The organism is Conexibacter sp. SYSU D00693 (genome assembly GCF_017084525.1).
GTDB lineage: Bacteria > Actinomycetota > Thermoleophilia > Solirubrobacterales > Solirubrobacteraceae > Baekduia.
The window spans coordinates 1,556,309-1,568,858 of sequence record NZ_CP070950.1 but is presented as its reverse complement, the minus strand read 5'-3'; the positions used below and the strand labels follow the sequence as shown (position 1 = coordinate 1,568,858).

The 12,550-nt window shown below is 73.6% G+C and carries 12 protein-coding genes; 8 read left to right on the top strand and 4 right to left on the bottom strand.

Features of this window, described 5'->3' with window-relative positions:
- Nucleotides 1–52: 52 nt before the first annotated feature.
- Nucleotides 53–1,693, bottom strand: coding sequence for an ATP-dependent DNA helicase RecQ (locus JUB12_RS07900; protein ID WP_205699069.1), 1,641 nt, complete (start codon nt 1,691–1,693; stop codon nt 53–55).
- Between the two features lie 47 nt (nt 1,694–1,740).
- On the opposite strand from JUB12_RS07900, the gene uvrC reads away from it, so the two are divergent.
- From uvrC to JUB12_RS07860, 8 genes are all read left to right on the top strand, one after another.
- Complete coding sequence (gene uvrC / locus JUB12_RS07895; RefSeq protein WP_205699068.1) at nt 1,741–3,630, top strand: excinuclease ABC subunit UvrC; 1,890 nt, start codon at nt 1,741–1,743, stop codon at nt 3,628–3,630.
- A gap of 21 nt (nt 3,631–3,651) precedes the next feature.
- A complete protein-coding gene (gene rapZ / locus JUB12_RS07890; RefSeq protein ID WP_241004459.1) occupies nt 3,652–4,539 on the top strand; it encodes an RNase adapter RapZ in 888 nt (295 codons plus the stop codon).
- Nucleotides 4,540–4,811: 272 nt separating this feature from the next.
- On the top strand, nt 4,812–5,177 hold the full coding sequence (locus JUB12_RS07885; RefSeq protein ID WP_205699067.1) for a VOC family protein: 366 nt from the start codon (nt 4,812–4,814) through the stop codon (nt 5,175–5,177).
- Nucleotides 5,178–5,233: 56 nt separating this feature from the next.
- Nucleotides 5,234–6,235, top strand: coding sequence for a type I glyceraldehyde-3-phosphate dehydrogenase (gap, locus tag JUB12_RS07880; protein WP_205699066.1), 1,002 nt, complete (start codon nt 5,234–5,236; stop codon nt 6,233–6,235).
- Nucleotides 6,236–7,372, top strand: a complete 1,137-nt coding sequence (gene pgk, locus JUB12_RS07875; RefSeq protein WP_205699065.1) for a phosphoglycerate kinase — start codon at nt 6,236–6,238, stop codon at nt 7,370–7,372.
- Nucleotides 7,372–8,130, top strand: coding sequence for a triose-phosphate isomerase (gene tpiA / locus JUB12_RS07870; protein WP_205699064.1), 759 nt, complete (start codon nt 7,372–7,374; stop codon nt 8,128–8,130). The genes pgk and tpiA overlap by 1 nt, the downstream gene beginning before the upstream one ends.
- A gap of 6 nt (nt 8,131–8,136) precedes the next feature.
- Nucleotides 8,137–9,645 carry a 2,3-bisphosphoglycerate-independent phosphoglycerate mutase gene (gene gpmI, locus JUB12_RS07865; protein WP_205699063.1) on the top strand — a complete coding sequence of 503 codons (1,509 nt, stop codon included), beginning with the start codon at nt 8,137–8,139 and terminating at the stop codon, nt 9,643–9,645.
- Nucleotides 9,646–9,656: 11 nt separating this feature from the next.
- Nucleotides 9,657–10,388: a response regulator gene (locus JUB12_RS07860; protein ID WP_205699062.1), complete on the top strand. Its 732-nt coding sequence runs from the start codon at nt 9,657–9,659 to the stop codon at nt 10,386–10,388.
- Here JUB12_RS07860 and JUB12_RS07855 read toward each other — a convergent pair.
- The 3 genes from JUB12_RS07855 to JUB12_RS07845 are packed head-to-tail and all read right to left on the bottom strand — an operon-like array spanning nt 10,385 to nt 12,548.
- Complete coding sequence (locus JUB12_RS07855; protein WP_205699061.1) at nt 10,385–10,984, bottom strand: TetR/AcrR family transcriptional regulator; 600 nt, start codon at nt 10,982–10,984, stop codon at nt 10,385–10,387. The genes JUB12_RS07860 and JUB12_RS07855 overlap by 4 nt on opposite strands.
- Nucleotides 10,981–11,628 (bottom strand): phospholipase, encoded by a 648-nt coding sequence (locus tag JUB12_RS07850; RefSeq protein WP_241004458.1) that lies wholly within the window; start codon nt 11,626–11,628, stop codon nt 10,981–10,983. The genes JUB12_RS07855 and JUB12_RS07850 overlap by 4 nt, the downstream gene beginning before the upstream one ends.
- Nucleotides 11,625–12,548: a VOC family protein gene (locus JUB12_RS07845; protein WP_205699060.1), complete on the bottom strand. Its 924-nt coding sequence runs from the start codon at nt 12,546–12,548 to the stop codon at nt 11,625–11,627. The genes JUB12_RS07850 and JUB12_RS07845 overlap by 4 nt, the downstream gene beginning before the upstream one ends.
- Nucleotides 12,549–12,550: the final 2 nt, after the last annotated feature.

Genomic DNA, 12,550 nt, shown 5'->3' with positions numbered 1-12,550 from the left:
GACGGGTGCCTGGCACCCACCACTCGGGCGCGTGGCGGGTGCCAGGCACCCGTCACGCGTCGTCGAGGAGGTCGTTGCGGGTGACGACCTCCTCCATGAGCGTCTTGTAGCCCACGCGGTCGAAGACCACGGTGAGCTTGCCGTCGGCCGCCTGCTGGACGGTGCCCGCGCCCCACTCGGGGTGCTCGACGCGGTCGCCCGTCGACCAGGCCGAGGACGACGCCTCCTCGGCGCCGCCACCGGCGTCGCAGACGTCGCACGCGTCACAGGGCGGGTCGTAGTCCTCCCCGAAGTACCCGAGCAGGAACGCGCGCCGGCAGCCGTCGTGCTCGGCGTACCCGCGCATCATCTCCACGCGCGAGCGGTCGAAGGTCTCGCGGTCCTCCTCGGCCTGCGCCGCCTCCTCGAGCCCCTCGTCGAGGTCGGCGCCCCGGACGGCCTGGACCTCGCCGTCGGGCCGGACCTCCGCCACGCCCGCGTCCTCGAGCCGGTGCACGACCGTCGCGAGCTTCGAGCGCGACACGTCGAGCTCCTCACGCAGCTCGTTGGGGTCGACCGGGTCGCGATGGGCGCGCAGCACCGTCGCCACGCGCTCCATCGCCGCGCGGTCGACCTTGCCGCTGGCGAAGAACCGCCGCCGGCCGAGGTCCTCCGGGCGGTAGAAGAGCTCCGCCCGCGACGGCTCCCCGTCGCGGCCCGCGCGCCCGAGCTCCTGGAAGTACGCGTCGACGGACTCCGAGACGTCGAGGTGCAGGACGAAGCGCACGTCGGGCTTGTCGACGCCCATGCCGAAGGCGATCGTCGCGACCATCACGTCGACCTCGCCGTCGTCGGCCATGAACGCCTCCTGCGCCGCCTCTCGGCGCTTGGCGCCCAACCCGCCGTGGTAGGCCGCCGCCCGCACGCCGCGCTCGCCCAGCGCCTCTGCGACCCGCTCGGTGTCCTTCTGGGTGGCGACGTAGACGATGCCCGGCAGCGCGCCGTCCTCGGCCAGCTCGACCGCGCGGTCCAGCAGCGCGCGGCGCTTGTCCTCGTCGTCGTGGAAGCGGTGGACGCCGAGCCAGATGTTCGGCCGGTCGAACCCGCGGACGACCACCGCGGCGTCCTGCATCCCCAGCGCCTCGACGACCTCGGCGCGAACCGGCGGCGCCGCGGTCGCGGTGAGCGCCAGGACCGTGGGTCGGCCGACCGCGTCGATCGCCGCCGGGAGCTGCAGGTAGTCCGGGCGGAAGTCGTGGCCCCACTGCGAGACGCAGTGCGCCTCGTCGACGACGAAGAGCGACGGCTTCGCGCGCGCCAGGCGCTCGCGCGTGTCCTCGCGGGCCAGCTGCTCGGGCGCCAGCAGCACGTGCTCGACCTCGCCGGCCTCCAGCGCCTCGAACACCGCGTCGCGCGCGCCGTCCGACAGCGTCGAGTTGAGCTCGACGGCACCGCCGCTGTCGGTCTCCTCGGCGGACTCGACCTGGTCGCGCTGCAGGGCGATGAGCGGCGAGACGACGACCGTCGGGCCGTCGATGAGCGCCCCGGCGATCTGGTAGATCGCCGACTTGCCCGACCCGGTGGCCATGATCGCGAGCGTGTCGCGCCCGTCGAGCACGGACGCCACCGCCTCGAGCTGTCCCGGGCGCAGCTCGTCGAAGCCGAACCGCTCGCGGGCGACGGAGCGGATGCGGTCGGCGTCGGGACGGTCCATCGGTCCCGACGCGGTACCCGCTGGGGGCGTTCGTATCCTCGCTGGAGGTGTCCGGTGCGCCCGTCTCAGAAGGTCGTCGCTCGCGGCTGCTCGAACAGCGCCGCACCCTGCCCGACGGGCCGGGCGTCTACCTCTTCCACAACGCCAAGGGCAAGGTCATCTACGTCGGCAAGGCGAAGTCGATCCGCAAGCGCGTCGCCAGCCACTTCTCCAACCCGGTCACCCGCGGGGCCACGGAGATGGTCGACGAGATCGAGTCCGTCGAGTTCCTCCTCGTCGCCAGCGAGTCCGAGGCGCTCCTCGTCGAGCAGAACTTCATCAAGCAGTACCAGCCGAAGTTCAACATCCGGCTGCGCGACGACAAGAGCTACCCGTACATCGCGATCTCGATGGACGAGCCGTTCCCGCGCGTGTACTTCACGCGCGAGCGCCATCGCAAGAGCCGCGTGTACTTCGGGCCCTACTCGAGCGCCAAGCGCACGCGCGGCACGCTCGAGGTCCTCGGCAAGGTCTTCCAGTTCCGCTCCTGCCAGGGCGTCGAGCCCGGCCGGCGCTCCGGCTCGCCCTGCCTGGACTTCTACATCAAGCGCTGCGGGGCGCCCTGCGTGGGCCACGTCGACCAGGCCGGCTACCGCGAGGCCATCGACGGCGTCATCGCCTTCCTCAGCGGTCGCTACCGCGAGATCGAGCGCGACATCGAGGCCAAGATGCGCGAGGCCGCCGAGCGCCAGGACTACGAGCAGGCCGCGCTCGAGCGCAACCGCCTCAACGCGGTCAAGTCGCTCCTGCAGCGCCAGCGCGTGGCCAACGAGGCTGTCGGGACGATCGACGCCGTGGCCGTGGCGGTGAGCGGCACCGAGGCCAACGCCCAGGTCTTCCAGCTGCGCGACGGCGTGCTCAGCGACCGCCAGTCCTTCTACCTCGACAACGTCGCCGAGGAGGGGCTGGGGGAGGTGTCCCGCGAGTTCATCCTCCAGTACTACGCCGGGGCGACGGTCATCCCGCCGCAGGTCGTCGTCCAGTCCGAGGTCGAGGACCTCGACGTCCTCGCCGAGGCCCTGTCCACGCAGCGTGGCCGGCGCGTCGAGGTGCGCGCCGCCGAGCGCGGCGACAAGCGCCGCATCCTCGAGCTCGCCGAGCGCAACGCCCAGCTCGCGCTCGACCAGGAGAAGCTCAAGGCCGAGCGCCGACGCCAGCAGCGCGTCGAGGCGCTCGACGACCTGCAGGAGGCGCTGGGGCTCGAGACGCTGCCCCTGCGCATCGAGTGCTTCGACATCTCCAACCTCATGGGGACGCACACCGTCGCGTCGATGGTCGTCTTCGAGGGCGGCGCGCCGAAGAAGTCCGACTACCGGCGCTTCACCATCCGCAGCCTCGAGGAGGGCGTGCCCGACGACTTCGCGGCGATGTCCGAGGTGCTGTCGCGCCGCTTCGCCCAGTGGGAGCGCCAGCAGGACCTCTCGCCCCACGACCCGGACCGCAACGAGTCCTTCGCCACGCTGCCGAGCCTCGTCGTCATCGACGGCGGCAAGGGCCAGCTGTCGCAGGGCGTCGCGGCGCTCCAGGGCTTCCTCGACCGCGGCGTGGCCGTCGTCTCGCTGGCCAAGCGCATCGAGGAGGTCTTCCTCCCGGGGCGGCCCGCGCCCGTCGTCCTCGGCCACGACACGCCGGCGCTCCAGCTGCTGCAGCGCGTGCGCGACGAGGCCCACCGCTTCGCGATCACCCACCACCGCCAGCGGCGCGACAAGGCGATGACCACGTCGATCCTCGACGACCTCCCCGGCATCGGCCCGACCCGCCGCCGCGCGCTGCTCAACCACTTCGGCTCGCCCGATCGGGTGCTCGCCGCCTCGCGCGAGGAGCTCGAGTCCGTCCCCGGGCTCCCCGGCAAGACGGCGCGTCGCCTTCACGACTTCCTGCACAAGTCCGGCCGCTAGCTGCGGCAGACTGCAGAGCACGTGGCCGCCCTCGAGGACCTCGTCGTCATCACCGGGTTCTCCGGCGCCGGCAAGTCGACGGCGATGAACGTCTTCGAGGACGCCGGCTACTTCTGCGTCGACAACCTCCCGCCGGAGATGATCCGCTCGCTCGTCGAGCTCTTCCTGCACTCGGGCTCGAAGGTCGAGCGCGCCGCGGTGGTCTCCGACGTGCGCGGCGGCGAGCTGTTCGGGCACCTCGAGGAGGTCCTCGTCGAGCTCGAGGAGGCCAAGGTCCCGCACGAGCTGCTCTTCCTCGACGCCGACGAGACGACGCTGCTGGACCGCTACAAGGAGACCCGCCGCCGCCATCCGCTGGCGCCCGGGTCGTCGATCGTCACCGGCATCGCCGCCGAGCAGGAGCTCCTCGCGCCGCTGCGCGCCCGGGCCGACGTCGTCATCGACACGAGCGGCCTCAAGACCTCGCACCTGCGCCGGCGCATCGCCGACGAGCTGCTGCCGCGCCGCCAGGCCGGCCCGCTGGTCACGACCTTCCAGTCCTTCGGCTTCAAGCACGGCCCACCGCGCGACGCCGACCTCGTCCTCGACGTGCGCTTCCTGCCCAACCCGCACTACGTCGCCGACCTCCGGCCGCTCACGGGGCTGGACCAGCGCGTCGTCGACTACGTGGGGCGCGACGGCGAGCTCGACGCGTTCTACGCCCTGCTCGAGCCGCTGCTGGACTTCCTCCTGCCCCGCTACGAGCAGGAGGGCAAGGCGCACTTGCTCGTCGCGATCGGCTGCACCGGCGGCCGCCACCGCAGCGTGACGATCGTCGAGCACCTCGCCGAGCGCTACCGCGGCCGCGACGACCTCGTCGTCGAGGTCGAGCACCGCGACGCGGAGCGTCGCGTGGGGCGGGTGGGCTGAGGGCCTTCGGGCGGGGCGGCCGGTCTGGTGTTCGGCTCGGGGCGTGCGCCGGTCCGATGATGCGGAGTTGAAGGTCACGACGACCAACAACTCGGCGATGTCGACACTTCGGGTCCGAAGCGCAGACCCGGGCACAGCTCGCAGGCCCGGCGACCGACCGGCCTTCCCTCCTCTGTGCCGACCGGCGCCCGCACCGCCTCCCGCGGACGCCAGGACGGAACGCCACCCCGACGCCACCACCCCCGCCGCCCCGGCTGACAGGATCCGGCGCCGTGCTGGACCACGTCGGCCTCGAGGTCTCCGACCTCGCCCGCTCCGCCGCCTTCTACGACGCCGTCTTCGCCCGCCTGGGGATCCGCCGCGTCCACAGCGGCGAGCACGCCATCGCCTACGGCCGCCACGAGGCGCGCTTCTGGATCGTCCAGCGGGGCACGCCGCCGGCTCCCTCGTTCGGCCACGTCGCCATCAGCGCGGCGGGGCGGGCGGCGGTCGAGGCGGCGCACGCCGCGGGGCTCGAGCACGGCGGCAGCGACGACGGTCCGCCCGGCCCGCGGCCGCAGTACGGGGCGCGCTACTACGCGGCCTACCTGCGCGACCCGGACGGCCTGAGGGTCGAGGTCGTCTCCGGGGGCCACTAGATAGGGTCCGCAACCGCCTCCTCTCTCACCCTGAAGACGACGAAGGGACTCTGACCATGCCCGTCCGCGTTGGGATCAACGGCTTCGGCCGCATCGGCCGCAACGTGCTGCGTGCGGCGCTCGCGAAGGACGCCGACATCGACTGGGTGGCGGTGAACGACCTCACCGACGCCAAGACGCTCGCGCACCTCCTGAAGTACGACTCGATCCTCGGTCCCCTGGACCGCGAGGTCGAGGTCACGGGCGACGGCCTGCGGGTCGGCGACGACGAGATCAAGGTCCTCGCCGAGCGCGACCCGGGCGCGCTGCCGTGGGGCGACCTGGGCGTCGACGTGGTCATCGAGTCCACCGGCTTCTTCACCAAGCGCGACGACGCGGCCAAGCACCTGGACGCCGGCGCCAAGAAGGTCGTCATCTCGGCGCCCGCCAAGGGCGAGGACATCACCGTCGTGCTCGGGGTCAACTTCGACCAGTACGACAAGGACGCCCACCACGTCATCTCCAACGCGTCGTGCACGACGAACTGCCTCGCGCCGTTCGCCAAGGTCGTCAACGACGCGGTCGGCATCAAGCACGGCCTGATGACGACGATCCACGCCTACACGGCCGACCAGCGCCTGCAGGACGCGCCCCACTCCGACCTGCGCCGTGCTCGCGCCGCGGCCGTGAACCTCGTCCCGACCTCGACCGGCGCCGCCAAGGCCGTCGGCCTGGTCCTGCCCGAGCTCAACGGCAAGCTCCACGGCTTCGCGGTCCGCGCCCCGGTCCCGACCGGCTCGGTCGTCGACCTCACCTTCGAGGCCGAGCGCGAGACCAGCGTCGAGGAGGTCAACGAGGCCTTCCGCTCCAAGGCCGACCAGGGCGACCTCGCCGGGATCCTCAAGTACACCGAGGACCCGATCGTCTCCTCGGACATCGTCACCGACCCGTTCAGCTCGATCGTCGACGGCGAGCTCACCGCGGTCCTCGACGGCACCCTCGTGAAGGTCGTCTCCTGGTACGACAACGAGTGGGGCTACTCGAACCGCGTGGTCGACCTGGTCCAGAAGGTCCTGTAGTTGCGCACCCTCGACGACCTCGGGGACCTCGCAGGCAAGCGCGTCGTCGCGCGCGTGGACTTCAACGTCCCGCTCAGCGACGGCGCGATCACGGACGACCAGCGGATCCGTGCCGCGCTGCCGACGCTCGAGGAGCTTCGGCGGCGCGGGGCCGCGCAGCTGACGCTGCTGGCCCACCTCGGCCGCCCCAAGGGCAAGGACCCCGCCCTGTCACTCGCGCCCGTCGCCGCCCGCCTGGGCGAGCTGCTGGGTGAGGAGGTCGCGCTCGTCGACGAGCCCGAGCCGACCTCCCAGGCCGCCGTCGTGATGGTCGAGAACGTCCGGTTCTTCGACGGCGAGACGAAGGACGACGAGGCGCTCGCCGCGCGCTACGCGCGGCTCGGCGACGTCTACGTCGACGACGCGTTCGGCGCCGCGCACCGCGCGCACAGCTCGACGCACGCCGTCGCCAAGCTCCTGCCGAGCGCCGCCGGGCTCCTGCTCCAGCGCGAGGTCGAGACGCTCACCGGCATCCTCGAGGCGCCGCAGCGGCCGATGGTCGCCATCGTCGGCGGCGCGAAGGTCACCGACAAGCTCGGCGTCCTCGAGGCGTTCCTCGACCGCGCGGACACCGTCCTGGTCGGGGGCGCCATGTGCTTCCCGTTCTTCAAGGCCCAGGGCCATGAGGTCGGGGCGTCGCTGTGCGAGGAGGAGGGCCTGGACCCCGCCCGCCGCGTGCTCGACGCCGCCGCCGACAAGCTCAGGCTGCCGGTGGACCTCGTCTGCGGCGAGGCGTTCGACGCGTCGACGCCGGTGACCGCGCTCGACGGCGTCGACGTGCCCGAGGGGCTGATGGGCCTCGACGTGGGCCCGAGGACCGTGGCGGCCTACGCCGAGGCGATCGGCTCGGCGGGCACCGTGTTCTGGAACGGCCCCATGGGGGCCTTCGAGCTCGCCCCGTTCGCGGCGGGCACCAAGGGCGTCGCGGAGGCCGTCGCGGCCGCCCCCGGCACCACCGTGGTCGGCGGCGGGGACAGCGCCGCGGCCCTGAAGCAGTTCGGCCTGGAGGACGGCGTGACCCACCTGTCGACCGGCGGCGGCGCGTCGCTGGAGCTCATCGAGGGCAAGACCCTCCCCGGCGTGGAGGTCCTGAGCTGATGGCCCGCCAGCCGTTCATCGCCGGCAACTGGAAGATGCACAAGACCGTGGCGGAGGCCGAGGCCTTCGTCCAGGGCCTGCTGCCGCGCATCTACGACGCCGACCACTGCGACGTCGCCCTCTGCACGCCGTTCACGGCGCTGCAGGCGGTCGTCGACTCGACGCGCGGCTCGCGCATCGAGGTCTACGCGCAGAACATGCACCACGAGGCGCAGGGCGCCTTCACCGGCGAGGTCAGCGCGCCGATGCTCACCGAGCTCGACGTCCACGGCGTCGTCCTCGGCCACTCCGAGCGCCGCCAGCTCTTCGGCGAGACCGACAAGGCGCTGCAGCTGAAGGTCCCGGCCGCGCTGGACGCCGGCCTGCAGGTCATCCTCTGCGTCGGCGAGACCGAGGAGGAGCGCGAGGCGGGCGACACGGAGCGCCGGCTGCGCCACCAGGTCGACGAGGGCCTCGAGAAGGTCCCGACGGAGCGGCTCGGCGACGTCGTGATCGCCTACGAGCCGATCTGGGCCATCGGCACGGGCCAGGTCGCCACCCCGGAGCAGGCCCAGGAGGCGTGCGCGTTCGTGCGCGCGCTCGTCGGCCAGCGCTCCAAGGAGGAGGCCGACCGCGGCCGCGTGCTCTACGGCGGCTCGGTCAAGCCCGACAACGCCGCGGAGCTGCTGGGCCTGCCGGACGTCGACGGCGCCCTCGTCGGGGGTGCGTCGCTCGACGTCGAGCAGTTCGAGGCGCTCGTCAACGCCGCGAAGGGCTGAGCGACGGTGGCGCGCCCGGACGCGTTCCCCGCGGTCTGCCTCGTCGTCCTGGACGGGTTCGGCCTCGCGCCGCCCGGCCCGGGCAACGCGGTGGACCTCGCGAGCACGCCGGTCTTCGACGACCTGTGGGCGCGCCACCCGCACACCCAGCTGACCGCGCACGGCCCGGCCGTCGGGCTGCCCGAGGGGCAGATGGGCAACAGCGAGGTCGGGCACCTGAACCTCGGCGCCGGCGCGGTGGTCAAGCAGGACCTCACCCGCATCGACGAGGCCGTCGCCACGGGCGCGCTCGCCGAGAACGCCGTGCTGCGCGCCGCGATGGAGGGCTTCGACCGCGTCCACCTCGTCGGGCTGGTCTCCGACGGGGGCGTGCACTCCGGCTGGGAGCACCTCAAGGGCCTCATCGGCATGGCCGCCGAGCTCGGGGTCCGGGACCTCGTCCTGCACGCCTTCACCGACGGGCGCGACACCTCGCCGACCGGCGCCGAGCGCTACCTGCCCGAGGTCGAGGGCTGGATGCACGAGTCGGGGGCGGGGCGGATCGGGACGGTCGTCGGCCGCTACTTCGCCATGGACCGCGACCAGCGCTGGGAGCGCACGCAGCGCGCGCTGGACCTCCTCCAGCGGGGCGAGGCGGCGTTCACCTGCGCGACGGCGGCCGAGGCGGTGCGCGCCGCCTACGCGCGCGACCCGCGCGGGGACGAGTTCATCGAGCCCACCGTCGTCGGCGACCGCGAGGCGCTCGTGCGCCCGCAGGACTCCGTCATCGCCTTCAACTTCCGCCCCGACCGCATGCGCCAGCTCACGGCGAAGCTCGCGCCCGAGGTCGCCTCGTACGTGACGCTCACCGAGTACGTCGAGGGCCAGGCCGAGCCGATCGCGTTCCCTCCCGCGCGCCCCGAGGTCACGCTCCCGCACGTCATCGCCCAGCAGGGCGGCAGGCAGCTGCACGTCGCGGAGACCGAGAAGTACCCGCACGTCACGTTCTTCTTCGGTGGTGGCGAGGAGGAGCCCGAGCCCGGCGAGCGTCGCGAGCTCGTCCCCTCGCCGCGCGACGTCCCGACCTACGACCACAAGCCGGAGATGAGCGCTCGCGAGGCGGCCGCGGCCTTCGTGGGGGCGTGGACGGAGGACCAGCCGCGGTTCGGGATCATCAACTTCGCCAACCCCGACATGGTCGGCCACACCGGCGTGATCGAGGCGGCGGTGCGGGCCTGCGAGACGGTCGACGCCTGCCTGGGCCAGGTCGTCGAGGCGGTCCTGGCCTCCGGCGGCGCGCTGCTGGTGACGGCCGACCACGGCAACGCCGACGAGATGCTGGAGGAGGACGGCTCGCCCGACACGGCGCACTCCCTCAACCCCGTGCCCCTCGTCGTGGTGGCCGATCCGCCGCTGGACGTCGCGCTGCGCGAGGGCGGCGCGCTCGCCGACGTGGCGCCGACGGTGCTCGAGCTGCTGGGCATCGCGCAGCCCGAGGCCATGACCGGTCAGTCGCTGCTGCTCGAAGGCCGCTAGCGTCCCCCGCCGTGGGCGCGCTCGTGCTGGTCGTGGACGACCACGACGTCAACCGCGTCGTGCTCGAACGCCTGGTGGCCCGGCTCGGCCATCGCTGCCTCGGCGCGCGGGGCGGGGAGGAGGCGCTCGCCCTCCTGGAGGACGAGCCCGTCGACCTCGTCCTCATGGACTGCGAGATGCCGGGCCTCGACGGCTTCGCCGCCACGGCACAGCTGCGCCGGCGCGAGGCGGGCTACGGCGACGGCAGCCACGTGCCGGTCGTCGCGCTCACGGGCCACGCCGACGACGAGGAGCGCACCCGGGCGCGCGAGGCGGGCATGGACGACTTCGTCGTCAAGCCGCTGGCGGCGGACCGGCTGGCCGCGCTGCTCGAGCGCTGGGCGCCCGGCGACGTCGAGGTGACGATCGACGAGGCGCGGCTGACCGCGCTGGTCGGCGACTTCGACGCGGCGGCGGCCGCGGAGATCGTCGGCACGTTCCTGCGCTCGACGCCCGAGCAGGTCGACCTCGTCCGCACGGCGGTCGCGGCCGGCGACGGGCCTGCGGCGGCGAGCGCTTCCCACCGGCTCAAGGGGGGCTGCCTGGCCATCGGCGCCGCGGCGCTGGCGCAGGCCTGCGCGGTGCTGGAGGCCGAGGGGCGCGACGGCGCGAGCGCGGCGCGGCTGGCCGACCTGGGCGCCGCGGTCGTGACGGCGTGGGACCGCACGGAGCCCGAGCTCCGGCGGCGGATGCCCGACGCCTAGGCCGCGACCGCGGGGTTGACCGCGCGCAGGATGAGCAGGAACGCCTGGCGCAGGGCGTTGCGGTCCAGCGTGCCGGGGGCGGCGAGGTGGCGCACGGCCAGCCCGTCGGTGAGGGCCACGACGGCCGGGGCCGCGGTCTCGACGTCCTCCTCGCTGGCCCCGGCGGCCAGCAGCGCCGCGCGGGCGATGTCCTCGTAGGCGCGGAAGCAGCGGTCGGCGACCTGCTGGAGCTCAGGCTCGCGCGCCGCCTCGAGGTAGATCTCGAACTGCGCACGGCTCTCGACGCCGCTCAGGACCGCGTCGAAGCCGTCGACGAGCTGGGAGGCCGTGAGCTCTCCGGCGCCCTGGAGGGCGTCCGCCACGGCCTGGAGGCGCGCGACCTCCTCGTCGACGAAGGCCTCGAGGGCCTCGCGCAGGAGGTCCTCCTTCGAGGCGAAGTAGTAGCCGACGGAGGCGAACGGGACGCCCGCCTCGTCGGCGACGGAGCGGTGCGTGACCGCGGTGATCCCGTCGCGGCCGACGATCCGGAGGGTGGCCTGGAGGATGCTCGCGCGCCGCTCGAGGCCCCGTGCCTGCCGCTTGGGTCCGTCGCTCACCGCACCAATCGTCTCACGAACGCCTGCGCATCCGGAAGCACCCGCGGGTCGATCGTGTGCGGCATCGGGGTCTCATGGACCTCGACGGCGGCGCCGCCGGCCTCCAGGAGCTCGCGCGCCTGGTGGGCGAACTCCACGGAGATCACCGGGTCCATGGAGCCGTGGGCCAGGAAGACCGGGAGCCCGGCACGGCTCGCCAGGTCCGGCGTCCAGCCTTCGACGGTCGGGATGAAGCCGCTGAAGGCGAGGATCCCGGCGGGGGCGGGACGGCCCTCGCCCAGCCCGAGCGCGTAGGACATGACCGTCCCCTGCGAGAAGCCGCCGACGATCGTCGTCGACCATTCGAGGCCCAGCTCATGGTCGAGGAGCCGCTGGAGCTCGCCGTAGGAGTGGTGGAAGGTCGGCCCGTCGGGGAAGCCGACGCGCGGGACGACGTACCAGTGCTTGCCGCCCGGCGGCAGGCGCAGCGGGGCCCCGACGGTGATCCCGCGCAGGCGCTGCTCGGGGTCGAGGACGTCGAAGAGCCCGTGGAGGTCGTGCTCGTCGGCCCCGCGGCCGTGCAGGAGCACCATGGTGCCCTGGGCCGCGGGGACCTCGCGCTCGAGGACGACGAGCGGATGGGCCTGGACCGCGGGGCCGCTCACGCCCGCTGCTCCGCGCGGGGATCGGGCAGCGGCGTCAGGCGCTGCTCGAGCAGGGGACGGAGGTGCTCGTGCTGGGGCGGGAGCTTGAGCGCCTGCCCGAGCGTCTCGGCCGGCTCGTCGGCGTCGAAGCCGATGTCGCGGCTGGCCAGCTCGAAGAGCACGCCGCTGGGCTCGCGGAAGTACACCGAGTGGAAGTACTGGCGGTCGACGAGGCCCGTGGGGTGCGCGCCGGCCGCCACCGCCGCCTGGCGGACCGCGACGAGCTCGTCGTCGTCGGCGGCCGACCACGCGACGTGGTGGACCGTGCCCGCGCCCTGCAGGCCGCGGGCCGCCGGGGGCGGCTCGTAGGCCAGGACCGCGCCGCGGGCGACGCCGCGGACCTCCCAGGCGCTGCCCGCGCCGGTGAAGCCGAGCGCCTCGAGCAGCGGGGCGCTGGCCTCGGGGCGGCCGGCGTAGGCGCGCACGCCGTGGAACCCGAGGATGCGGTGCTCCTCGGGGACGTCGGGCGCGTCGGCGGCCAGGGGCGCGTCGGGCAGGTCGCCGGCGGCGACGAGCTCGTAGGCCAGGCCGTCGGGGTCGGCGAAGCGCAGCGCGCCATCGGCCCGCGACGCGGCGACGCCGTGGTCGCGCAGGCGGGCCTCCCAGAAGTCCACGGACGCGTCGGAGGCGACCCGCCACTGGACGGTGTGGACCATCCCGTCGCCGGGGCGTCCCGGCGCCGCGTCCGGGAACTCGAAGTACGTCATGATCGAGCCCGGCCGGCCGAGCTCGTCGCCGTAGTAGAGGTGGTAGACGTCCGGCGCGTCGAAGTTCACCGTCTTCTTCACCAGGCGCAGGCCGAGGACCCGCACGTGGAAGTCGACGTTGCGCGGCGCGTCCGCGGTGATCGCCGTGACGTGGTGCAGGCCCTCGAGCGCCATGG